We start from the raw sequence: 23237 nt of genomic DNA on the forward strand, positions 1-23237 counted from the left end.
CATGGACGTATCACGCATCCGGGCGCTGCGCGGCCCCAACCTGTGGAGCCGGCACACCGCCATCGAAGCCATCGTTTCCTGCGCCGAGGCCGAGCGCGACATCAACGACATCCCCGGCTTCGAAACGCGCCTGCGCGAGCGCTTCCCGGAAATCGCCCTGCTGCAGCCGGCGCTGAACGGCGACACCCACTCGATGGCGCAGATCCTCGAATTCGCCACGCTCGGACTGCAGGCGCAGGCCGGCTGCCCGGTCACCTTCAGCCGCACCGCGCAGACCGTCGAGCCAGGCATCTACCAGGTGGTCGTCGAATACAGCGAGGAGGAAGTCGGACGCCTGGCGCTGGAGCTGGCGCAGACCCTGTGCCGGGCGGCGGCGGACGACGCGCCGTTCGACCTCGCCGACGCGCTGCATCGCCTGCGCGAACTCGACGAGGACGTACGCCTCGGGCCGAGCACCGGCTCGATCGTGTACGCCGCCGTGGCGCGCGGCATCCCCTACCGCCGGCTGACCCAGGGCAGCCTCGTACAGTTCGGCTGGGGCAGCAGGCAGCGGCGCATCCAGGCCGCGGAAACCGACATGACCAGCGCGGTGGCCGAATCGATCGCGCAGGACAAGGAACTGACCAAGCGCCTGCTGCAATCCGCCGGTGTGCCGGTGCCGACCGGTCGCCCGGTCGAGGACGCCGACGACGCCTGGGCCGCGGCGTGCGAGATCGGCATCGAGAACGGCGTCGCCGTGGTGGTCAAGCCGCAGGACGGCAACCAGGGCAAGGGCGTGGCGGTCAACCTGACCACCCGCGAGCAGGTGCTCGCCGCCTACGCCGTGGCCTACAAGATCAGCGACAACGTGCTGGTCGAACGCTACGTCAGCGGCCAGGACCATCGCTTCCTGGTGGTCGGCAGCAAGCTCGTCGCCGCCGCCCGGCGCGAGCCGCCGATGGTCATCGGCGACGGGACGCACACCGTGCGCCAGCTGGTCAACCTGGTCAACGCCGATCCGCGCCGCGGCACCGGCCACGCCACCTCGCTGACCAAGATCCGCTTCGACGACATCGCGCTGGCCCGCCTGGCGCAGGACGGGCTCAACGCCGAATCGGTCCCGGCCAGGGGCCAGCGCGTGATCCTGCGCAACAACGCCAACCTGTCAACCGGCGGCTCGGCCACCGACGTCACCGACGACGTGCATCCCGATTTCGCGGCGCGCGCCATCGCCGCCGCGCAGATGGTCGGCCTGGACATCGCCGGCGTGGACATCGTCTGCAAGAACGTGCTGCGCCCGCTTGAGGAACAGGGTGGCGGCATCGTCGAGCTCAACGCCGCGCCGGGCCTGCGCATGCACCTGCAGCCGTCGTTCGGCAAGGGCCGCGCGGTCGGCGAGGCGATCATCGCCAACATGTTCGCCGACGGCGACGACGCGCGCATCCCGCTGGTCGCCGTCGCCGGCACCAACGGCAAGACCACCACCGTGCGCCTGATCGCCGGCATCCTCGGCAGCCAGGGCCACCGCGTCGGCATGACCAGTACCGACGGCGTCTACATCCAGGGCAAGCGCATCGACACCGGCGACTGCAGCGGCCCGAAGAGCGCGCGCAACGTGCTGATGCACCCGGACGTCAACGCGGCCGTGCTGGAGACCGCGCGCGGCGGCGTGCTGCGCGAGGGGCTCGGCTTCGACCGCTGCGACGTGGCGGTGATCACCAACATCGGCAAGGGCGACCACCTCGGCCTGTCCTACATCAGCACGGTCGAGGACCTCTCGGTAGTCAAGCGCGTCATCGTGCAGAACGTCAAGCCCGGCACCGGCTACGCCGTGCTCAACGCGGCCGATCCGATGGTCGCGCGCATGGCCGATTCCTGCCCCGGCAAGGTCATCTTCTTCGCCCACGACCGCAACCACCCGGTGATGGCCATGCACCGCGCCCAGGGCAAGCGCATCATCTTCCTGGACGGCCGGGAGATCGTGGCCATGGAAGGCGGCGCCGAGCAGCGCCTCGCGCTCAAGGACATCCCGGTCACCGCCGGCGGCGCCATCGGCTTCCAGATCGAGAACGCCATGGCCGCCGTCGGTGCGGGCTGGGCGCTCGGGCTCGACTGGACGGTCATCCGCGCCGGCCTCAAGTCCTTCGTGAACGACGCCGCGTCGGCTCCCGGCCGCTTCAACGTGTTCGACTACCGCGACGCCACGCTGATCGCCGACTACGGCCACAACCCGGACGCCATCCAGGCGCTGGTCAGGGCCATCGACGGCATGCCCGAGAAATCGGGCAAGCGCCGCGCGGTGGTGATCAGCGGCGCCGGCGACCGGCGCGACGAGGACATCCGCCAGCAGACCGAAATCCTCGGCGACGCCTTCGACACGGTGGTGCTCTACCAGGACCAGTGCCAGCGCGGACGCGCCGACGGCGAAGTCCTTGCCCTGTTGCACCAAGGGCTGGCGAACGCCCGCCGCGCCAAGGAAGTGAAGGAAATCCGCGGCGAGTTCCTGGCCATCGACACGGCGCTGGCGGACCTGCAGCCGGGCGACCTGTGCCTGATCCTGGTCGACCAGGTCGAGGAAGCCCTGGCGCACATCGCCAAGCGGATCGCCGAAGCGGGAAACTGAGCGGGAAAGGCGGCGGCCGGCGCGTCAGGCGTAGCGGACGCCGTCCCGCTTGAAGCGCTGCAGCGAGAAGAGCACTTCGCTGGCATACGCGCCGAGCCCCAGCCGCTCGCGCAGCGCGGCGATCGCCGCCAGCAGGTTTTCCCGCGACGGCCCGCGCAGGATGCAATAGACGTTGTACGGCCAGTCCGGCAGGACCCGGGCGCGCTCGTAGCACAGCGCCACCGCCGGCTCGCGGGCCAGCAGCCGGCCCACGCGCTCGACCGCCTCGTCCGGCACGTCCTGGACCAGCAGCGCGTTGTCACCCTCGTCGGGCGCCTGGCGGCGCACCACGATGCCGAAACGCTTGATCGCGCCCTCGGCACGCCAGCGCCGGATGCGCTCCAGCAGTTCGTTCTCGTCGCAGCCGACGCGGCTCGCCAGGATCGAGAACGGCCGGATGAACAGCGGCAGCCCTTCCTGCAGCGCCATCACCAGCCGGCGGCCGATCTCGTCGAGCGCCGTGGTCTGCTTCGCCGTTGCCGCGCGGCCGGCCTCGTCGCCCGGCGCCTCGGCGGCGAATTCGCGCAGCATCGGCAGCGCCGCGACGGGATAGCCCGCCGCCTGCCCGATCGCCCCCAGCGCCGCCTGCAGGCGGCCTTCCGAACCCGCGGTCACGACGAACCACAGGTTGTAGCGATGCTCGCGCTCGTAGTTATGGTTGACCTCGGGAAAACGATTGACCGCCCGCGCCACCGCGTCGAGCTTTTCGGGCGGAACGGCCATCGCCGCCAGCGTGCTGGCACCGATGCGCTTGGGCGCGAACACCGCGCCGACGCGGGAAATCCGCCCCTCGCGGCGCAGCCGTTCGAGCATGCCGAGCACGGCGCTCTCGGCCACGCCGAGGCGCCCGGCCAGGACCGCGAAGGGCGCCGGACAGATAGGGAAATTCTGCTGAAACTCGTTCAGCAGCCGGAGGTCAAGCGAACAGTCGCCGGTTTTCTCGTTCATCGCTTTCGGGCCCGGGCCGCCGGAGCGGGTGCCGGGAGCCGGAGGTCGTTCCCGGGAGGCCGCGCCGCGGAAGGCTCCGGGCAGGTGGCATCATTGACGTCGATGCTTGATTATATCTTTATATTTTCAACGCCGCCGGTTGGCGGCAGAGTAGTCGCAAGAATGCGAAAGGCATCGATTCCTCCCCCTTCAAGGGGGAGGCTGGGAGGGGGATGGGGTGGCGGCGGCGCGAGGCCATGACCCCATCCCCATCCCGGCCCTCCCCTTGAAGGAGAGGGAGCGCAGGCCCCGCCGCGCGCGGCAGGCCGGCGGCATGGACTACAATCGGCCGGATCGAGGATGGAAGGACGAATGAACCCGGAAAAATCGCTTGACCACGACCGACGCGGCGCCGGAGACGCGGCATGAAACGCTCCGTCGTGTTCGCGTGGGCGGCCGCCAGCGCGTTTCTGGCCGGACTGTTCGTATGGCTGGCCTTCTTCTGGGAGCCGGACCCGGCGGGATACGCCGGCGGCGCCCGGCAGGAGACGGCCGCGTCGCGGCCGAACTACCTGGCCGGCGGCGATTTCACGCTGGACGGACCGGACGGGAAGCTGTCCCTGCACGACTATCGCGGGCAGGCCGTGCTCATCTATTTCGGCTACACCTTCTGCCCCGACGTCTGCCCGACCGCGCTGGCCGTCATCGCCGAGGCGCTGCGCGCGCTGCCGCCCGAGGAAGCGGCCCGGGCGCGCGGGATTTTCATTTCCGTCGATCCCGAGCGGGACACGCCGGACGTGCTCAAGGCCTACGCGCCGTTCTTCCATCCCGGCATCGTCGGCGCCACCGGCACGCCGGAGCAGATCGCCGAGGTGGCCCGCCGCTACGGCGTGCTCTACATGAAACAGAAGCCCATCGACGGGCGCCCGTACACGGTGGACCATTCCTCGATGACCTATCTCGTCGCGCCCGACGGCGCGCTGGCCGCCGTCCTGCCGCACGGCGCCTCGGCGACGGAGATCGTCGCCGCGCTGCGCAAGACGCTCGCCGCGCCGCCGGCCAACTGAACCGATTCCCCACGACACGGAGAAGCACATGAAGAAACGACTGCTCAACGGCATGCTGGCTGCGGCGTTCCTGTCGCCGCTCGCCCTGCCGGCCGCCGAACCGGCCATCTCGATCCAGGCCCCGTACGTCCGCCTGCCGCCGCCGGGAATCCGCACGACCGCGGGCTTCATGTGCATCCGCAACGCCGGCGCCGACGATCGCCTGCTGCTCAGGGCGGAAAGCCCGGCGGCCGGCGTCGTCGAACTGCACAACCACATCGACGAAAACGGCGTCATGAAAATGCGCCCGGTGCCGGGCATCGCCATCCGGGCGCACGGCCAGACCGAACTCAAGCCCGGCGGCTACCACCTGATGCTGATGGAGTTGAAGGCCGCGCTCAAGGAGGGCGGGGAAGTACCGATCACGCTGCATTTCGACGACGGCAGCCGCCTGACCGTCCTGGCGCCGGTCAGGCGGCCGGGGGCCGAGGCGCCGGCGCACGGGGAAGCCGCCGGCCACGGCGCGCACGCGCACGGTGCGCACGGACAGGAGCGTGTTCCAGTCGCCTGTGTCTTCTGAGACAATTGCCACCCGCACGAAATACATGCGTCGATTCGCACGCCACGCACCATGCCCATCGAAATCATTGAGACCCGGCGACTGTACCGCCAGATCGCCGACCAGATCGTCCGGCTGATCGAAACCGGCGAGTACCGGCCGGGCATGCGCCTGCCGGCGGAGCGCTCGCTGGCCGCGCAGCTCAACGTCAGCCGTCCGAGCGTCCGGGAGGCGCTGATCGCGCTCGAAGTCGAAGGCTGGGTGGACATCTGCGGCGGCACCGGCGTCTTCGTCAGCGAGAGACGGGCCGCCGAAGCGCCGGAGACGGCGCGCCCCGCCGCGGAACGGCCCGAGCCGCAGCCCGCGGTCGGCCCGATCGAACTGCTCGACGCGCGCGACATGGTCGAGCCGGAGGTCGCCGCCCTGGCCGCCCGGCACGCCACCGACGAAAACATCGCCGCCCTGTCGGGCATCATGGGCGACATGGTCTGCTGCTCCTCCGAGGACCCGCGCCACATGGAGCACGACCACCGCTTCCATGCCGCGCTGGCGGTGGCCACGGGCAACGCGGCGCTGGTCGAGCTCATGGAAACCCTGTGGGCGATGCGCCTGGCGCCGCTCTACGTGCAGCTGCAGAACCATTTCCACAACGAAGCCGTCTGGCAGCAGGCCATTCTCGAACACCGGGAAATCTTCGAGGCCGTCAGGAAGCGCGACGCCAAGGAAGCGCGCGCGGCCATGCGCCGCCACGTCCACAACGCGCGCAAGCGCTACGTCTCCACCTGGCGGAAACCCTGAACGCGGCCGCTCCTTTCCAACCGACCACCATGCCCATCGAATCCATCGACAACCGCCGGCTGTATCGCCAGATCGCCGACCAGATCACCCGGCTGCTCGAAGCCGGCGAATACCAGCCCGGCGCACGCCTGCCCGCCGAGCGCGTCCTGGCCGAGCGCCTGGCGGTCAGCCGCCCCACCGTGCGCGAGGCGCTGATCGCGCTCGAAGTCGAAGGCTGGGTCGAAATCCGCGGCGGCTCGGGCGTCTTCGTCCTCGACCGCCCCGAGACGCACGCCGCCGCCTCGGGGCCGGCCCCGGAGGCGCTGCCGACGCCCGGCCCGTTCGAAGTGCTGTTCGCGCGCGACCTGATCGAGCCGGACATCGCCGCGCTCGCCGCGCGCAACGCCACGCCGGGGCACCTGGCGGCGCTCGCCCAGGCGCTCGGCGAAATGGTCTGCTGCTCGGCGGGCGACGTGCGGCGCATCGAATACGACCGCGAATTCCATTTCGCGCTGGCCGAGGCCTCGGGCAACAGCGCCCTGCTGTTGGCCATCCAGGCGCTGTGGACGCCCCGCGTGCAGCCCCTGTACCGCCGCCTGGAGGACCATTTCCACAGCGAGCAGGTGTGGCAGCGCGCGATCATCGAGCACCGCGAGATCCTCGAAGCGATCAAGCACGGCGACGCCAAGGCGGCGCGCTCGGCCATGCACCGCCACATGAGGAACGTGCGCACGCGCTTCTCGTCGAGCTGGAGCGAGAGCTGAGCACCCGCGCGAAAACGCGCGCCGGAGCGGAAACGGCCTGTCCCTGCGGCGGCGGTGCCGAATACGCCGCCTGCTGCGGCCGCTACCACGCCGGGCTCGACGCGCCGACCGCCGAGGCGCTGATGCGCGCCCGCTATGCCGCCTACGTCCTGAATCACGCCGCCTACCTGCTGCGCACCTGGCACGCCGACACGCGGCCGCCGTCGCTCGACCCGGCCGGCGACGGCGCGGTGCGCTGGCTCGGGCTGGAAGTGAAGCGCCACGAGCCGGCCGGCCCGGACCGGGCCGTCGTCGAGTTCGTCGCGCGCTGCAAGCGCGGCGGCCGCGCCAGCCGGCTGCACGAGATCAGCCGTTTCGTGCGCGAGGACGGGCGCTGGTACTACGTCGACGGCGAGTTTCCCGGGCAGTCCTGATGCGGGAGGAACTGCCGGTCGTCTTCCGCGACGAGCATCTCGTCGCCGTCAACAAGCCGGGCGGCCTGCTGGTCCACCGTACCGCGCTCGACCGCCATGAAACCCGCTTCGCGGTACAGATCCTGCGCGACTAGACCGGGCGCCGCGTCTACCCGGCGCATCGCCTCGACCGCGGCACCTCCGGCGTGCTGCTCTTCGCCTTCGACCCGGCGGTCTGCGCCCGCCTCGCCGCGCAGTTCGAAGACCGGCGGGTGGAAAAGACCTACCTCGCCGTGGTACGCGGGCATCCGCCGGAAAGCGGCGTGATCGACCATCCGCTGGCGCGGCGGTTCGACGACTACGAGTTCCGCGCCGACGCCGCCGCGAGTCCGGCCCAGGACGCCGTCACCCGCTACCGGAGGCTGGCGGTCGCCGAGCTGCCGTACCCGGTCGACCGCTACCCGACCAGCCGCTACGCGCTGCTCGAAGTCGCGCCGGAAACCGGCCGCCGGCACCAGATACGCCGCCATCTCAAGCACATCGCCCACCCGGTCATCGGCGACGCCACCTACGGCAAGGGCCGGCACAACCGGCTGTTCGGGGAATTGTTCGGCTGCCGCCGGATGCTGCTGGCCTGCACCGCGCTGCGGCTGGCGCACCCGGTCAGCGGCGAACCGCTGCGGCTCGAAGCGCCGCTGCAGGACGACTTCGCCGGCGTACTGGCCAAGCTGGGCTGGGCTGAGAAAAGCGATTGATCACGGCGACACGGCGAAAGGCAATTCCTGTTTTTCCGCCGTGTCGCCGTGGTCAAATCACTGTCGCTGCCACCCCCAAAGCGGCTCAGCTGTCCTCCCACACCGGCAGCACGCCGGCCTCACCGGGCGCGCAGGCGAACGCGGCGTCGCAGCCGATGGCGCCGACCCAGGCCAGGCGGCCGTCGATCCACAGCAGGGGCAGGCGCTCGCGCTCCCACGGCGGCACGGCGTTTTCCTGCAGCAGGTTGCGCAGGGTGCGGCGCGGCCGGCGGGCGTCGGGCTGCAGGCGCTCGCCGCCCTGGCGGGCCTGCAGCAGCACGTGTTTCTCCGCCAGCGCGCCGCGCCGGAGGCCCTGCCCCGTGCTCGCGGTGAAGCGCACCCGGCCGCCGGCCCACGGCAGCGCCTCCTGCCCCGACCACGGCACCGGCGCCGCCGGCGGCGCCTCGCGCAGCGGCACCAGATGCAGTTCGCCGCGATAGACGTGCAATTCGCCGTCCGCCGTCGCCAGACGGAGTTCCGACGACGCGCCGGCCGTCGCCAGCTGCTTTTGCGCCTCGTCGATCCAGCGCGCGTCCGGCGCGCGGAAGCCGGCCCGGCTCCAGGCATGGCGCAGCAGGTTGCGGGCGCGCGCCGGGGCGAGGCGATGGAAGGCTGCCAGGGCGATGCGCCCGGAGGCGGCGGCGACGGCCTCCCGGTCGAGCGCGGCGAGGTCGTCGAGCAGCGCGGCGGCTTCGGCGAAGTGCGCGGCGGCGCGCACCAGCGAGGCGCCGGCGCCCGGAAATTTTTGTTCGAGCGGCGGCATCACGTCGTGGCGCAGGAAATTGCGCCGGAAATGCCGGTCGCCGTTGCTCTCGTCGTCGACCCAGGCGAGGCCGTGCGCCTCGGCGTAGCCCTCGATGGCGGCGCGCGCGACGCCGAGCAGCGGCCGCACCAGCGCCGGCCCGCACGGCTGCGGCCGCTCGGCGAGCATGCCGGCGGCGCCCGCCACGCCGGCGCCGCGCAGCAGGTTGAGCAGCACCGTCTCGGCCTGGTCGTCGCGATGATGCGCCAGCGCCAGCCAGTCCGCGTCGAGCTCCGCGAAGACGCCGTGCCGCAACCGCCGCGCCGCGCCCTCCAGCCCCTCGCCGCTGTCGCGCGGCACCTCCACCCGGACGACGCGCAACGGCACCTCCAAGCGCGCGCAGCACGCGCTGCAGAACGCGGCCCAGTCGTCGGCGCGGGCGCTGATGCCGTGGTGGACATGCGCCGCCGACAGGCGGATCGCCGGCGCCTCCGCCCGCGCCATGCGCCACAGCGCGTGCAGCAGCACCACCGAGTCGATGCCGCCGGAGAGGCCGACGCAGACGCGCGCGCCCGGCGTCAGGCGGGGCCGGAAAAAGCCGGCGAGCGCGGCGTCGACCTGCGCCGCCGCAGCCGCTTCCGGCCGTTTACGCAGGCGACGGCTCCCGGGTGCGGCCATGGGCCATCAGGCGCCGGAAGCGCGCTTCGATCAGTTCGTCGAGCGACAGCGCGTTGAGCTGCTTGAGCGAATCCTGCAGGGCCTTGCGCAGGTTCTTGCCCATCAGCTGCGGATCGCGGTGCGCGCCGCCGACCGGCTCGTGCACCACCTTGTCGATCAGCCCCAGGGTTTTCAGGCGCGCCGCCGTGATGCCCATGATCTCGGCCGCGTCGCTCGCCTTCTCGGCGCTCTTCCACAGGATCGACGCGCATCCCTCGGGCGAGATCACCGAATACGTCGCGTACTGCAGCATCTGCACCACGTCGCCGACGCCGATCGCCAGCGCGCCGCCCGAACCGCCCTCGCCGATCACCGTGACGATGATCGGAATGCGCAGCCCGGCCATGGCGTACAGGTTGCGCCCGATGGCCTCGGACTGGCCGCGCTCTTCCGCGTCGATGCCCGGATAGGCGCCCGGCGTGTCGATGAAGGTGAACAGCGGGATGCCGAACTTTTCCGCCAGGCGCATCAGGCGCAAGGCCTTGCGGTAGCCTTCCGGGCGCGGCATGCCGAAATTGCGGTAGAGCTTTTCCTTGGTGTCGCCGCCCTTCTGGTGCCCGATCACCATCACCGGCTTGCCGTTGAAGCGCGCCAGCCCGCCGACGATGGCGTGGTCGTCGGCAAAGGCGCGGTCGCCATGCAGTTCCTCGAAATCGGTGAAGATGAGCCGGATGTAATCGAGCGTGTAGGGCCGCTGCGGATGCCGGGCGACCAGCGCGATCTGCCAGGGCGTCAGCTTGGCGTAGATCTCCTTGGTCAACTGCTGGCTCTTGCTTTCCAGGAGAACGAGCTCCTGCGAGATGTCGACCGGGGAATCGTCCTGCGAACGCCTGAGCGCTTCGATCCTGGCCTCCAGATCGGCGATCTGCTGTTCAAATTCGAGAAAACTGGTCTTCATCGCGCTCCGGGTCCGGAAAAATCGAAATTCATTCTAACGCAAAGCCGTCCGCCCGTTTCCGCGTGAAGAATCGTCCGTTCCGCAAAAAAAGCGAAACACTTCACCAAAACGCTTTACAAGCCTCCGGAGCGTCCCTATAATGCGCCCTTCTTTCGAGCGGGGGTATAGCTCAGCTGGGAGAGCGCTTGCATGGCATGCAAGAGGTCAGCGGTTCGATCCCGCTTACCTCCACCAGAACGCCGAAAGAAATGTTTCAGGTTTTAGTCCGGGTCCCCATCGTCTAGAGGCCTAGGACACAACCCTTTCACGGTTGGTACCGGGGTTCGAATCCCCGTGGGGACGCCAAGGTCATGCAGTACTGGAGTGGTAGTTCAGTTGGTTAGAATACCGGCCTGTCACGCCGGGGGTCGCGGGTTCGAGCCCCGTCCACTCCGCCAGTCCTGAAATGCCTGTTCGATTCGCCCTGAGCGGTGGAATCGGACAGGCATTTTTCTTTGCGGCTTCCCTTTTTCCCCGTGCACTTCCGGCGCAGGTCAGCGCCGGGCGCTCCAGCGCCGGTCGCGTTCGGCGCGGGCCTTGTTTCTCCGATCGACCTTGGCGCGGTGCCGCAGGAGCCTGTCGCGCCGTATCCGCCGCCATGCCGCCAGCCACAGAAACGCCAGAATCACCACGAAACTCAGCGCAACCCAGGGCTGGTCGATAATTTTCTGCATCACCATGCTCATCCGACCAAGAACCATCCGATGAATCCCGCACTTTACTCCTTTACGGCGGTCATCGCGCCTCCGGCCGTCCCGCCCGCGGCTACAATGCCGCCATGACTCCGCATTACTGGCAGCGCGCGGCCGGTGAACTGGCGCGGGTCGATCCGGTGATGAACCGCCTGGTCGAAACGTATGCCGGCGCCTCGCTCGTCTCGCGCGGCGACCCCTTCCTCACGCTGGTGCGCTCGATCGTCGGCCAGCAGATCTCGGTCAAGGCCGCCGACAGCGTGTGGACGCGCCTGCTGGCCGCCCTCCCCGCGCCGACGCCGCAAGCCGTGCTGGCGTGCACGGCGAAGGAATTGCGCGGCTGCGGCCTGTCGGCGCGTAAGACGGAATACATCGCGGATCTGGCCGGACATTTCACCGAGGGACGGATTCATGCGCACCGCTGGCCCGACATGGACGACGCCGAGATCATCGCCGAACTGACCGCGGTGCGCGGCATCGGCGTGTGGACGGCGGAGATGTTCCTGATCTTCAACCAGCTGCGCCCCGACGTCTTGCCGCTCGACGATATCGGCCTGCAGAAGGCCGTCGCCCTGCATTACCTGCAGGGCGAGCGGCCGGGGCGGCGCGAACTCGCCCGCCTCGGCGAGCTGTGGCGGCCGTGGCGCTCGGTGGCCACCTGGTATCTGTGGCGCAGCCTCGATCCGCTGCCGGTGGCGTATTGAGCCGACGGCCGGAGAGCAGGCCAGGAAACCGGCTTCGATCGGAATCCCGCAACCGGTAGTTTCAGGACGCCACGCCGACGCCGCGCCGCGCCTCCTCGCTCGCGCACTCCAGGACCAGCGCCCTGATTCCGGTGAGCAGGGCGTCGCTCAGCGCGCGCAGCTCCGCGCGGCCGTCCTCAAGCTGGCCGGTATTGCCCATCTGCTTCCGCTCGCACAGCACCTTGGCCAGGACGTGCACCTCGCCGTGCAGACGCCGGATCTCCGGGAACAGGGGCCGCTCCGCGTAGCTCGCCTGCCCCTCGTTCGCCAGCCAGCTGCCGAACCGGCACTCGTCGGCGCCCAGCCGCGCGGGGAAGCCGGCGTCGTCGACCAGGTACTTGTCGATGCCGGCGATCCAGGCGCGGTGCTCGGTGCCGGCGAACAGCAGCGGCAGGTCGTCCTTGCCGAGCGGACGCAGCAGGCTCCACTGCGGATCGTGGCGCCAGTCCGCCGCCCAGCCCGAGAGCTCGCCCTCGGGCATCGGCCGGGCGATCCCGTAGCCCTGCGCCAGCTCACAGCCGAGTAGCAGCAGCATTTCGCCGTGCGCCGGCGTTTCCACGCCCTCGGCGATGACTTCGCGGCGGAAGGCCTCGGCCAGGCTGATCACGCCTTCCAGGATGGCCAGGTCGTCCGGGTCGTCGAGCATGTCGCGCACGAAGCTCTGGTCGATCTTGAGCTGGTCGACCGACAGGCGCTTCAGGTAGGTCAGCGAGGAGTAGCCGGTGCCGAAATCGTCCAGGGCGAAGCGCACGCCGAGCGAGCGGCATTCCTCGATGATCCGCGAGACGCCCGCCAGGTCTTCGAGCGCGCTGGTTTCCAGCACTTCGAGCGTGAGGTGCCCCGGACTCACGGCCGGATGGCGCGCCAGGAGCTGCTGCAGGCGTTCCGGGAAATCGTCCTGCTGCAGCAGGCGCGCGCAGACGTTGACGCTGACCGGGATGGTCAGGCCGGCGCCCTGCCAGCGTTCGCTCTGTTCGAGCGCCCGCTCGATCACCCACTCGCCGACCTGCACGCCGAGCGGATGATTTTCGATGACCGGCAGGAAGACGCCCGGCGAGAGCAGGCCGTTTTCCGGATGGCGCCAGCGGATCAGCGATTCGGCGCCGACGATCTTGCCGGTGCGCATGTTGACCTTGGGCTGGTAGAAGAGCACGAATTCGCCCTCGGCCAGCGCGCGGCGGATGTGTTCCAGGCTCTCGTGCCGGCCGCGCAGGTTGCGGTCCTGGTCGGCGTCGAAGATGTGGTAGCGGTTCTTGCCGGCCAGCTTGGCCTGGTACATGGCCTGGTCGGCCTGGCGCAGCAGCTGGTCGGCGTCGACCTCCTCGCTCTGCGGATAGAAGGTCACGCCCAGGCTGGCCGAGACCTGCAGCAGCAGCTCGCCGATGCGCACGGGCTGCGCCGCGGCGCTGAGCAGGCGGTTGAGCATCGGCGGCGTGGCGGACATGTCGTCGAGGTCGATCAGCACGGCGACGAATTCGTCGCCGCCGAGGCGGGCCAGCGTGTCGCTGTCGCGCAGCACCTGCTGCATGCGGCCGGCCAGCGCGACCAGCAGCTGGTCGCCGACGCTGTGCCCGTGTATGTCGTTGACCGCCTTGAAACCGTCGAGGTCGAGATAGACCACGGTCAGCAGCTGCTTGCGCCGCTGCGTCTGGGTCATGGCCTGGTGCAGGCGGTCGCCGAGCAGGACGCGGTTGGGCAGGCGGGTCAGCCGGTCGAAATGCGCCAGATGCCGGAGCTGCTCCTCGTGGTCCTTCATCGGCGTGATGTCGGTGAACAGGGCCACGTAGTGCAGGAGACTGCCCTGCGCGTCGCGCACGGCGCTGATGGTCAGCAGCTCGGGGTACAGTTCGCCGTTCTTGCGGCGGTTCCATATCTCGCCGCTCCAGAACCCCTTGCCGAGCAGGTCGTGCCACATCGCGGCATAGAATTCGGGCGGATGGTGGTCGGACTTGATCAGCCGGGGATTCTTCCCGATCACCTCTTCGCGCGCGTAGCCGGTGATGCGGGTGAACGCCTCGTTCACGTCGACGATGGTCCCGTCGGGCGAGGTGATGGTGATGCCTTCCCGGGTATGCGAGAAGACGCTGGCGGCGAGCTTGTTGCGGTCTTCCGCCTCCTTGCGCTGGGTGATGTCGGAAATGACGCAGACCACGCCGAGCTCGACGCCCTGCGCGTCGAGGAAATGGCGCGCCGTCAGATGCCCCCAGAAGCGGCTGCCGTCGGCCCGGCAGAACATCCGGTCCGCTTCGAGCACGCCGTCGCCGGCGGCGATGCCGCCGAGCCGCTGCCGCCAGTCCTCGCGCTCGCCGGTCGGCACCAGGGAGATGAATTCGCCGCCGTGCAGCACGTCGGCCGGGTAGCCGAACATCTCGGTCGTGTGCTGGTTGGCCCGCGTGATCCGCCAGGTCTTGTCCACCAGGAAAATGGCCACGTTGGAGGTGTCGAGGATCTGCTTGAGCAGCGCTTCCCGCTGCCACAGCGTGTCGAGCAGCCGGTTGAAGCCGCCGATCAGCTGCCCGATCTCGTCGTCGCGCATGACGGCCAGCGGCCGCGCGGATTCGGGCGCGTCGGACATCTCGGCGAGCGATCTGGCGGCGATGCGCAGGGGCGAGAGCTGGCGCTTGAGCAGCCACCACGACAGCAGCCCGGCGAGCACGGTCAGCACCAGCGTCGCCACGAGCATGCGCCGCTCCATTTCGCGGATCGGCGCGAACGCCTCGGCGGTCGGCAGGTAGCCGACCACGGACCAGCCCGTGGCGGGAATCGTCCGGGCCGCCGCCAGCATTTCCGTGCCGCGCGGGTTGACGGTCACGCCATACCCCTGGTAGCCCTTGAGGAAGCGGTCGAGCAGCGTGCCCTCCGCGGGCGATACGACTTCCATGACGTGCGTCTTGTCCGTCGCCGTGGCGATCATTTTCTGCTGCGGCACGAGCAGCAGGAATCCGCCGGTGCTGCTGTGATGGTTCTGCGTGGCGTAGTCCAGGAAATTGGGTTCGGCCATGTTGATCACGCCGTTCAGCGCCCCGATGACTTCACCCCGCTCCCCGCGCAGCGGCACCGCCACCACGATCACCGGCGTGCGCGAGGTACGCCCCATCAGCGGCTCGCTGATCGCCACCCGGCCTTCTTCGAGCGCCGCGATCATGTAGCTGCGGTCCCGGTAGCTGACGCCTACCCGCCGCGAGGAATGCGGCACCGCGGCGATCACCACGCCGTCCGCCGCGGTGGCGAAAATCCCGCCGTTGAACTTGGCGAACAGGCTCTCCCACCCGTCGAGCTCCGACTGCACCGAGCGGGGGTTCCGCCGCATGGCCTTCTCGGCCTGGCGGGCGACCTCGGTGAGCCAGCCGATCCGGTCCGTAAACTCATAATCGACGCGATCGGCGACCAGCAGCACCGTCGAATACTGCTGCTCGCCCAGCAGGCGCTTCATGTCGGCGCGCAGGGTCCAGCTGGCATGGAAGGAAAGCGACCAGAGGCTGGCCAGGAAAATGACGAGCGACCCGAGGATCAGCCGGGTCTTGAGAGAATGCGGTGAAAAGACGGATTTACCCATGGAATCGTCCGATACGCGGAGGCTCGACGCACGCCTCTCACCCCGTCGTACGCGCATCTCCGGCATACCTCATGGGCGTATCGGGCGGCGGGTCCGCGCTACTTTAACAGTCTTGCCGCCGGGACGCATCGAAAACCCGTCGCAACGCCCCGCCGGCCGGCCCGCATTCCGGCGCGGGCCAAGTCTTGCTATAGTTGCGCCTTGACGCCGCCCGCGGGTTTCTTCCGTCCTGGCGGCTTTCTTTTTTGCAGTGGAATCTTCCCTCCCGATGAGTTCGACCTCCTTTCCGCCCGGCATCCTGCGCGACGTCGCCAAACGCCGTACCTTCGCCATCATTTCCCACCCCGACGCGGGCAAGACGACGCTGACCGAGAAGCTGCTGCTGTTCGGCGGCGCCATCCAGCTCGCGGGTACGGTCAAGAGCCGCAAGAGCGCGCGCCATGCGACCTCGGACTGGATGGAGGTGGAAAAGCAGCGCGGCATCTCGGTGACCAGCTCGGTGATGCAGTTCGAATACCAGGGCCATACCGTCAACCTGCTCGACACGCCGGGCCACGAGGACTTCTCGGAGGACACCTACCGCGTGCTGACCGCCGTCGACGCGGCGGTGATGGTGATCGACGCGGCCAAGGGCGTCGAGGCGCAGACGATCAAGCTGCTCGATGTCTGCCGCATGCGCAATACGCCAATCATCACCTTCATCAACAAGCTCGACCGCGAGGTGCGCGAGCCGTTCGAACTGCTCGAGGAAATCGAGAGCGTGCTCGACATCGAGTGCGCGCCGATCACCTGGCCGATCGGCATGGGCAAGACCTTCCGCGGCGTCTACCACCTCGGCGGCGACAGCCTGCTGCGCTTCGCGCCGGGCGAGGAGAAGCGGACCGACGCCGAGAAGATCGACGGCATCGACAATCCGCTGCTCGACCGCGACTTTCCGCTGGAAGTCGGCAAGCTGCGCGAGGACGTCGACCTGATCCGCAGCGCCAGCAGTCCGTTCAATCTGGTCGATTTCCTGGCCGGGCAGCAGACGCCGGTGTTCTTCGGCTCCGGGATCAACAATTTCGGCGTGCAGGAAATCCTGCAGGCGCTGCTCGACTGGGCGCCGCCGCCGCAGCCGCGCGACGCCGGCACGCGCCTGGTCGAGCCGGCGGAGGCCGCCTTTTCCGGCTTCGTCTTCAAGATCCAGGCCAACATGGACCCCAAGCACCGCGACCGCATCGCCTTCTTCCGCGTCTGCTCGGGCCGCTACAGTTCCGGCATGAAGGTGCACCACGTGCGCATGGGGCGCGAGATGAAGCTGGCCAACGCGCTGACCTTCATGGCCAACGAGCGCGTGCTGATGGAGGACGCGGTGGCCGGCGACATCATCGGCATCCACAACCACGGCCAACTGCACATCGGCGACACGCTGACCGAGGGCGAAACGCTCGGTTTCAAGGGCATCCCCTACTTCTCGCCGGAACTGTTCCGCTCCGCCCGCCTGCGCGACCCGCTGAAGAGCAAGCAGTTGCAGAAGGGCCTGCAGGAGCTCGGCGAGGAAGGCGCCATCCAGGTCTTCGAAAACCTCGCCAGCGGCGCGCTGCTGCTCGGCGCGGTCGGCACGCTGCAGTTCGAGGTCGTCGCCCAGCGCCTGCAGACCGAGTACAAGGTCGACGCGATCTTCGAGCCGGCCGACATCCACACCGCGCGCTGGCTGACCTTCCCGGACGAGACAACGCGCAGGAATTTCGAGCGCGAGCAGCAGCACCGCATGGCCAAGGACGTGGACGGCAACCTGGTCTATCTCGCCAGCACGCGCTACAACCTCGACGTCACCCGCGAGAAATGGACGGCGGTGGGCTTCCACGCTTCGCGCGAGCACGGGCAGATTCTTTGAGCAAGGTGCGCATGCCCAACATCTTCTTCTTCGACATCGACAACACCCTGCTCGACCACCGCACGCTGACCATCCCGCCGTCGGCGCTGGCGGCCATCGGCGAGCTCAAGCGCGAGGGGCACACGGTGGTCGTCGCCACCGGCCGCGCGCACGGCCACGCCAAGCCGTTCATCGACCAGGTGCGGCCAACCTACGCGATCACCCAGAACGGCGCGCGCATCCTGCACGGCGAACAGGAAGTGTTCAGCGTGCCGCTGCCGCGCGCGCGACTCGTCGCGCTGTTCGACTGGATGGCCGCGCGCGGGCATCACTACGGCATCAACGACGGCATGTCGGGCTACCTCAGCCGCCTGGTGCCGATGACCACCGAACCGCTCGACACGGTGGCCATGCCGTACCAGTCCGAGCGCCCGATCCACCTCGAACGCGACACCTACCAGGGCTGGCTGTTCTTCGACGAAGCGCTCGACGCGACGCTGGTGCCGGACATCCGCGCGCGCTTCCCCGAGTTCGACATCGTGCGCTGGCACCGCTGGGCCGTCAACGTCCAGCTGCGCGCCATCAACAAATGGACGGGCTGCCAGTGGGTCATGGCGCGCACCGGCTTCAGCCCGGAGCAGGCCATCGCCTTCGGCGACGGCTTGAACGACATGCAGATGCTGCAGGGCGTCGGCCTCGGCATCGCCATGGACAACGGCCACCCGGACCTGAAAGCCGTCGCCGACCGCATCGCCCCGGCGCTGCACCTCGACGGCATCGCGCGCATGCTGGACGAGCTGGCCGACGCCAACCGGGCGGGATGATTGGCCGGGATGGTCGCACAAGCGTCCCGCAGCCGACTCCTCCCCATTCAAGGGGGTGAGGACGGGGTTTCGCAGAGCACCGCTCTGCGCCGTCCGAACGGGCTGGCTGTGCAAAGCCAGCCCCGGAATGGCTGGGTGGGGGATGGGGTTGCGGCGAGGCCAGGCGCTTACCCCATCCCCACCCCAACCCTCCCCTTGAAGGGGAGGGAGTGCGAATTCATGCGATAGCCCCTGAATTGGCGAGGAAACGCCGTTTGCGGTAGCCTTGCGGCTGGCTCGCGCCCCGTCCCCCCACTCTCCATCGCCCCATGATCCACACCATCACCCTGCTGCTGCTCTATCAACTGGGCGGCGAAGTCCTCGTGCGCCTGCTCGGCCTGCCGATTCCCGGCCCGGTCGTCGGCATGACCCTGTTCTTCCTGACCCTGCTCGCCAAGGACCACATCAGCCACGACACGCGCCAGAACGTCGGCGCGCTGCTGCAGCACATGTCGCTGCTGTTCGTCCCCGCCGGCGTCGGCGTCATGGTGCATCTGCAGCGGGTGGCCGGCGAGTGGCTGCCGATCACTCTCGCGCTGGTGCTCAGCACCTTCGCCGGCATGGCCGTCACCGCCTGGGTGATCAAGGCCCTGCTGCCCAAGGGATCGAATCATGCGCCGGGAGAGCAGGCATGAAGCCGATGCCTCCCGCCGAACTGTGGACGCAGCTCGCCGGATTGCCGCTGCTCGGCCTCACCGCCACGCTGCTCGCCTACCTCGCCGGCGTCTGGCTGTTCAAGCGCAGCGGCCAGAAGCCGCTGTGCAACCCGGTGCTGATCGCCATCGTCCTGCTCTCGCTGCTGCTCTGGACCACCGACACGCCGTACCAGCGCTATTTCGACGGCGCGCAGTTCATCCACTTCCTGCTCGGTCCGGCCACCGTGGCCCTGGCCGTACCGCTGCACGCCTACTGGCGCCGGCTGCGGCAGATGGCGCTGCCGCTGGTCGCCGGGCTGCTCGCCGGCTCGGCCACCGCCGCCTTCTCGGCGATGGGCTTGGCCCGGCTGTTCGGCGCCTCGCCCGAGACCGTCTTTTCGCTCGGCCCGAAATCGGTGACCACGCCGATCGCCATGGGCGTCGCCGAACAGATCGGCGGCATTCCCTCGCTCACCGCCGTGCTGGTGATCCTCACCGGCATCCTCGGCGCCATGTGCTTTCCGAGCTTTTTCCGCCTGCTCGGCATCCGCAACCACGCCACGCAGGGATTCGCCGTCGGCCTCACGGCCCACGGCCTGGGCACGGCGCGCGCGTTTCTCGTCAGCGAGGAAATGGGCGCCTTTTCGGCGCTCGGCATGGGGCTCAACGGCGTGCTGACCGCGGTGGCGCTGCCGCTGATTCTGCATTGACCGGCCGGCGGCAGTGTGTTGCCGGTGCCGTTTACCGGCTCCCGCGCTGCGCCGGACGGTAATTCAACGCCGAAAACGCTGCCGGTACTGCATCGGGCTCACTCCGGCACGCCGCGCGAACAGCCGCCGGAAGGCCGAAACGTCGCTGTAGCCGACTTTGCCGACAATCTGTTCGAGGCTCAACGACGTGCACTCCAGCATCTCCTTGGCTTGTTCGACGCGCAAATCCTGCAGGTAGGCGAGCGGCGACATGCCGGCGGCGGACTGGAAGCGGCGATGCAGCGTGCGATAGCTCACATGCAGCGCATCGGCCAGCATTTCGGTCGAGATACCCACTTCAACCTGCGTCGCCAGCCAATCGGTCGCCCGCTGGATCAGCGGGTCCTCGAAACGGCGGCGCAGCATCATGAAGGGCCGCTGCGAGATCCGCACGCCATCAACCAGCATGATGTTCCCGACCCGACGCGCCAGCGATGCGCCAAACAGACGGCGCAGCACGTGCAGCGTCATATCGGCATGCGCGGTCATGGCCCCGGCGGTGATGCAGCGGCCGCCGTCGGCCACCGCGAGGTCGGCGTCGAGCCGGACGCGCGGATAGCGCTGGCGGAAGAGATCCCGGAACCACCAGGTCGTGGTGGCCTCGACGTCGTCGAGCAGGCCGCTCTCGCCGAGCACGAAGGTGCCGTAACAGCTTGCGGCGACGAGGGTATCGTCGGGCAGGAGGCGCAGCCGCGCGATGACCGGCTGCCAGAACGTCCCCGCCGCCTCGATCAAGGTGGCGGCATCGCCGGCAAAGAAGCCGGGCAGAATCACCGCCGTATAGCCTGTGAGCACGGCAGGCATGGCTTGCGTCTCGACGCTGACCGGCGGCGAAAGCCGTACCGGGCCGCCCGCGATCGACAACAGATCGAGCCGGCAGCCCTCCACCTCGGGATAGCGACTGGCGATATTGACCATGTCCAGCGTGAGCATGACGCTGGACGGCGTCGCTCCGGGCTCCACGATCAAGGCAATTTTCATGGCAGATTCGGCTTGTTTTTTGTCAATTATGCCTCTTGGGGTGACTCGATCGATGGGAGATCATGGCGGCGCCCATTCAGGAGACCGATCATGATTCCCCAAACCCTGCTCGACATGGCCGGCGCGACGCCAGCCGCCGCCCGGCTCTCGGACGCCGTTCTGCTCATCATCGACGCCCAGCGGGAATACGTCGATGGCCAGTTGCCGCTGGCGGGCATCGACAAAGCCTTGGCCGCAGGCGGCGAACTGCTGACGCGGGCGCGTGCCACCGGTACGCCGGTGGTGCACGTTCTGCACCGTGGCGCCGGAGTGCTCTTCAATCGCGAAACCATCGGCTTTCAACCAGCGGCTCCGCTGATTCCACGCCCAGATGAGGCTATCGTCGAAAAGACACTCGCCAATTCGTTCGCCGGGACCCGCCTGCAAGAGGTACTTGCGTCCAGCGGGCGCAGGAGCCTGATCGTCATCGGGTTCATGACGCACAATTGCGTCAGTTCAACCGTCCGCGCCGCGCGGGAAATCGGTTACGCCTGCACCGTCGTCGCGGCAGCCACCGCGACCCGCGACCTGCCCGACGGCAGGGGCGGCACGGTTCCGGCCGCGACGCTGCAAACGGCCTGTCTTGTCGGTCTCGGTGATACGATGGCGAAAATCGTCTGGAATGCCTCCGATATCGAGGACTGAGCCACGAGCACCGACTTCGGGGTTCTGTCTGCCAGCTCCCGGCGCATGTGGATAACGGCGAGAAAACGGGCTTTCAGGACTTGGTTTACCCTTTCCCCTCGATGAAAAAGAACCGATGACTACTCCGCAATCCGCCCTCCCCGCCCTGACCCCCGTCGAAGCCCGCATCCTGGGCGTCCTCGTCGAAAAGGAAAAGACAGTCCCCGACACCTACCCGCTGACGCTGAACAGCCTGGCCGCGGGCTGCAACCAGAAGACCTCGCGCGAGCCGGTGATGAATCTCGCGGAAAGCGAAATCCAGTCCGCGCTCGAAGAGCTGCGCGGCCGCTCGCTGGTGCTGGAAAACTACGGCGCGTCGGGCCGCGTGCTGCGCTACACGCAGAATTTCGGCAAGGTGTACGGCCTGCCGCAAGCCAGCGTGGCGCTGCTCGCCATCCTCGCTTTGCGCGGCCCGCAGACGGTCAGCGAGCTGCGCGCCAACTGCGAACGGCTCTACCGCTTCGACGACGTTTCGTCGGTCGAGGCCTATCTGGAAGAACTCGCCACGCGCGGCAGCGGCGCGCTGACGGCGAAGCTGCCCAAGCAGCCGGGATCGCGCGAACACCGTTGGGCGCATCTGCTGTGCGGCGAAGCCGCCCTGCCGGCGGCGCCGGAAGCGCCCCGCGAACGCGTCGGCGCGGCGCTCGAGGAACGGATCGCCCGGCTCGAAGAAGAAGTCGCCGAACTGCGCGCCGCGCTGGCGGCGCTTGCCGGGCGCGCCGCCAGCGGCGACTGACCGCCCACGGCTTGAATCAGCCGCCGGCGTCGACGGCGCCGGCGACGGTAATCCCGACCCAGCCGGCCGCCGCGTCGGATACCTCGATTTCGCCCAGGCAGGCAATGTCCTCGCCGGGATGCGGATGGATGCGCAGCTGCGCGTCGGCGGCATGCCAGGCGCTCTGCACCTTGTCGCGGATGTCCGGGCGGACGAGGCACGGCTCCGGCATCGCCTCCGGCCGGCGCAGGTCGGCCCAGCCGACGGCGCCGACGGTCGGCATGGCAAGAAAGCCGAGCGGCCGGCCCGCTTCGCCGCGCAAGGTCGCCTGCGCCTCGATCAGCCGGCGGTCCTTCACCGCCAGGGCGGCGCCCAGCCGGCTGCCGGCGCGCAGCGGCGCGGCGGCCGGATGATCGAGCGGCAGGCTGCGCGTCAGCCACGTGCTGCCCATCTTCTTCGGCCACCCCTGCAGCAGGCCGCGCATCAGGGAGATGTCCTGGTCAACCCAGATCGCCGGGCAATACATGCAGCGGCTCCCGTCCGGGCGTTCCAGCTCCAGGACGACGATGGTCTCGCGGTACTGGGCGAGGATCGGATCGAGCAGCTCATGGCCGTCCGTGCATGCCTGCCAGTCGGCGAAGTGCACGCAGCCGCGCCCCACCGGCCGGCCGGCGGCGGGAGGGACGAGCGGCAGCGCGCGCGCCGCGTCGAACGAAAAGGCGACGTTGAACAGCCACCCGGCATAATGCCAGGGCGGCGGCGGCACCAGGGCGCTGGTCCCGGTGGCGGTGAACGGAGCGGTGAAGCCTCGATTGTTCCAGGTCGGTGTGCTCATGGACGGGCCGTGTCGGAGTTGGCGAAGGGGTGAATAGAGCACACCGGCGCACGGCCCGCAAGCCGCGCGCTCCGGCGCGTCCTGTCAGAACCGTTCGGGGAAATGCCCCAGCCACAGCCAGTCGATGCCGAGCAGCAGGACCATGATCAGCGCTAGCGTGGCCGCCACGAAGCAGCCGGCCACCAGCAGCGCCAGGCTCAGCGTGCCATCCAGGAAGCTGCCCCAGGCGAACCAGTGCGCCGACACGACCGACCATCGGAGCATGAATCGCGGGAGGCAGAAGCGCATCGCGCGGTTGTGCCGGTAGTTCGACTGTTGCTGCAGCCGGTCGCCTACGGTGGCGTCGCGGAAATACTGGAACGGCCAGAGATAGCGGTAGAGCAGATGCCAGAAGGTCTCCCGCTCGCTGCGCTCTGCCCCGCCGGGAGCCTTGTCCTTGTCGTCCATGCGCCACATCCCGAATCCGCTGTCACGCCGTTTCGACCTTGTGCGGGAACCCGAGTTCGGGCCGTCCCGCGAACGTACAGCCGCCGGCGGCATCAAACGGCAGACGTGGCGCGCAGCCCGCGGGCCATGGCAAACCGGAGAACCGCC

General features: G+C 69.0%; 21 protein-coding genes, 3 tRNA genes and 1 pseudogene. 17 read left to right on the plus strand and 8 right to left on the minus strand.

Annotated elements, in window-relative coordinates; translation table 11 throughout:
- The first annotated feature begins 1 nt into the window (after window position 1).
- Window positions 2-2602, plus strand: a complete 2601-nt coding sequence (cphA, locus tag QM701_RS04045) for a cyanophycin synthetase (RefSeq protein WP_415165811.1) — start codon at window positions 2-4, stop codon at window positions 2600-2602.
- 24 nt (window positions 2603-2626) lie between these two features.
- Here the strand turns inward: cphA and QM701_RS04050 are convergent, their stop codons facing one another.
- On the minus strand, window positions 2627-3589 hold the full coding sequence (locus QM701_RS04050; RefSeq protein ID WP_415165812.1) for an AsnC family transcriptional regulator: 963 nt from the start codon (window positions 3587-3589) through the stop codon (window positions 2627-2629).
- A gap of 404 nt (window positions 3590-3993) precedes the next feature.
- Here QM701_RS04050 and QM701_RS04055 point away from each other — a divergent pair, with 404 nt between their 5' ends.
- The 6 genes and pseudogenes from QM701_RS04055 (at window position 3994) to QM701_RS04080 (ending at window position 7861) form a co-directional block, all read left to right on the plus strand.
- Window positions 3994-4635, plus strand: a complete 642-nt coding sequence (locus QM701_RS04055) for an SCO family protein (RefSeq protein ID WP_415165813.1) — start codon at window positions 3994-3996, stop codon at window positions 4633-4635.
- Window positions 4636-4663: 28 nt separating this feature from the next.
- On the plus strand, window positions 4664-5194 hold the full coding sequence (locus QM701_RS04060; RefSeq protein ID WP_415165814.1) for a copper chaperone PCu(A)C: 531 nt from the start codon (window positions 4664-4666) through the stop codon (window positions 5192-5194).
- 51 nt (window positions 5195-5245) lie between these two features.
- On the plus strand, window positions 5246-5971 hold the full coding sequence (locus QM701_RS04065; RefSeq protein ID WP_415165815.1) for a FadR/GntR family transcriptional regulator: 726 nt from the start codon (window positions 5246-5248) through the stop codon (window positions 5969-5971).
- Between the two features lie 29 nt (window positions 5972-6000).
- On the plus strand, window positions 6001-6714 hold the full coding sequence (locus QM701_RS04070) for a FadR/GntR family transcriptional regulator (protein ID WP_415165816.1): 714 nt from the start codon (window positions 6001-6003) through the stop codon (window positions 6712-6714).
- 119 nt (window positions 6715-6833) lie between these two features.
- A complete protein-coding gene (locus QM701_RS04075) occupies window positions 6834-7127 on the plus strand; it encodes a YchJ family protein (protein ID WP_415169341.1) in 294 nt (97 codons plus the stop codon).
- Window positions 7127-7861 (plus strand): annotated as a pseudogene (locus QM701_RS04080) (pseudouridine synthase). The gene QM701_RS04075 and the pseudogene QM701_RS04080 overlap by 1 nt, the downstream one beginning before the upstream one ends.
- Window positions 7862-7946: 85 nt before the next feature.
- Here QM701_RS04080 and tilS read toward each other — a convergent pair.
- Both tilS and QM701_RS04090 read right to left on the minus strand, forming a co-directional pair.
- Entirely contained in the window at window positions 7947-9320 is a 1374-nt protein-coding gene (gene tilS / locus QM701_RS04085; protein WP_415165817.1) for a tRNA lysidine(34) synthetase TilS, read from the minus strand.
- Entirely contained in the window at window positions 9289-10257 is a 969-nt protein-coding gene (locus QM701_RS04090) for an acetyl-CoA carboxylase carboxyltransferase subunit alpha (RefSeq protein WP_415165818.1), read from the minus strand. The genes tilS and QM701_RS04090 overlap by 32 nt, the downstream gene beginning before the upstream one ends.
- Before the next feature lie 158 nt (window positions 10258-10415).
- On the opposite strand from QM701_RS04090, the gene QM701_RS04095 reads away from it, so the two are divergent.
- From QM701_RS04095 to QM701_RS04105, 3 genes are all read left to right on the plus strand, one after another.
- Window positions 10416-10491 (plus strand) — tRNA-Ala (locus QM701_RS04095).
- Window positions 10492-10526: 35 nt separating this feature from the next.
- Window positions 10527-10602: transfer RNA gene (locus QM701_RS04100), tRNA-Glu, on the plus strand.
- 15 nt (window positions 10603-10617) lie between these two features.
- Window positions 10618-10694 (plus strand) — tRNA-Asp (locus QM701_RS04105).
- 96 nt (window positions 10695-10790) lie between these two features.
- On the opposite strand, the gene QM701_RS04110 is transcribed toward QM701_RS04105, so the two are convergent.
- A complete protein-coding gene (locus QM701_RS04110; protein WP_415165819.1) occupies window positions 10791-10970 on the minus strand; it encodes a hypothetical protein in 180 nt (59 codons plus the stop codon).
- Window positions 10971-11074: 104 nt separating this feature from the next.
- Here QM701_RS04110 and QM701_RS04115 point away from each other — a divergent pair, with 104 nt between their 5' ends.
- Window positions 11075-11692 carry a DNA-3-methyladenine glycosylase family protein gene (locus QM701_RS04115; RefSeq protein WP_415165820.1) on the plus strand — a complete coding sequence of 206 codons (618 nt, stop codon included), beginning with the start codon at window positions 11075-11077 and terminating at the stop codon, window positions 11690-11692.
- A 61-nt stretch (window positions 11693-11753) separates the two neighbouring features.
- Here QM701_RS04115 and QM701_RS04120 read toward each other — a convergent pair whose 3' ends face one another.
- The gene (locus tag QM701_RS04120) at window positions 11754-15287 is read right to left on the minus strand and encodes an EAL domain-containing protein (RefSeq protein ID WP_415165821.1); all 3534 of its coding nucleotides are present in this window, start codon (window positions 15285-15287) and stop codon (window positions 11754-11756) included.
- Window positions 15288-15555: 268 nt separating this feature from the next.
- On the opposite strand from QM701_RS04120, the gene QM701_RS04125 reads away from it, so the two are divergent.
- The 4 genes from QM701_RS04125 to QM701_RS04140 all read left to right on the plus strand — a co-directional run bounded on the left by QM701_RS04125 (window position 15556) and on the right by QM701_RS04140 (window position 19350).
- Entirely contained in the window at window positions 15556-17163 is a 1608-nt protein-coding gene (locus QM701_RS04125; protein WP_415165822.1) for a peptide chain release factor 3, read from the plus strand.
- An 11-nt stretch (window positions 17164-17174) separates the two neighbouring features.
- Window positions 17175-17966: a Cof-type HAD-IIB family hydrolase gene (locus QM701_RS04130; RefSeq protein ID WP_415165823.1), complete on the plus strand. Its 792-nt coding sequence runs from the start codon at window positions 17175-17177 to the stop codon at window positions 17964-17966.
- A gap of 308 nt (window positions 17967-18274) precedes the next feature.
- A complete protein-coding gene (locus tag QM701_RS04135; protein ID WP_415165824.1) occupies window positions 18275-18640 on the plus strand; it encodes a CidA/LrgA family protein in 366 nt (121 codons plus the stop codon).
- A gap of 5 nt (window positions 18641-18645) precedes the next feature.
- Entirely contained in the window at window positions 18646-19350 is a 705-nt protein-coding gene (locus tag QM701_RS04140; RefSeq protein WP_415169342.1) for an LrgB family protein, read from the plus strand.
- A 63-nt stretch (window positions 19351-19413) separates the two neighbouring features.
- On the opposite strand, the gene QM701_RS04145 is transcribed toward QM701_RS04140, so the two are convergent.
- Complete coding sequence (locus QM701_RS04145; RefSeq protein ID WP_415165825.1) at window positions 19414-20370, minus strand: GlxA family transcriptional regulator; 957 nt, start codon at window positions 20368-20370, stop codon at window positions 19414-19416.
- Between the two features lie 90 nt (window positions 20371-20460).
- On the opposite strand from QM701_RS04145, the gene QM701_RS04150 reads away from it, so the two are divergent.
- Both QM701_RS04150 and QM701_RS04155 read left to right on the plus strand, forming a co-directional pair.
- Entirely contained in the window at window positions 20461-21054 is a 594-nt protein-coding gene (locus QM701_RS04150) for an isochorismatase family protein (RefSeq protein ID WP_415165826.1), read from the plus strand.
- Between the two features lie 115 nt (window positions 21055-21169).
- Window positions 21170-21829, plus strand: a complete 660-nt coding sequence (locus tag QM701_RS04155) for a YceH family protein (RefSeq protein ID WP_415165827.1) — start codon at window positions 21170-21172, stop codon at window positions 21827-21829.
- Between the two features lie 16 nt (window positions 21830-21845).
- Here the strand turns inward: QM701_RS04155 and QM701_RS04160 are convergent, their stop codons facing one another.
- On the minus strand, window positions 21846-22643 hold the full coding sequence (locus QM701_RS04160) for an acetoacetate decarboxylase family protein (protein ID WP_415165828.1): 798 nt from the start codon (window positions 22641-22643) through the stop codon (window positions 21846-21848).
- A gap of 84 nt (window positions 22644-22727) precedes the next feature.
- Complete coding sequence (locus QM701_RS04165; protein ID WP_415165829.1) at window positions 22728-23090, minus strand: hypothetical protein; 363 nt, start codon at window positions 23088-23090, stop codon at window positions 22728-22730.
- Window positions 23091-23237: the final 147 nt, after the last annotated feature.

The organism is Propionivibrio sp. (assembly GCF_047602565.1).
Lineage (GTDB): Bacteria > Pseudomonadota > Gammaproteobacteria > Burkholderiales > Rhodocyclaceae > Propionivibrio.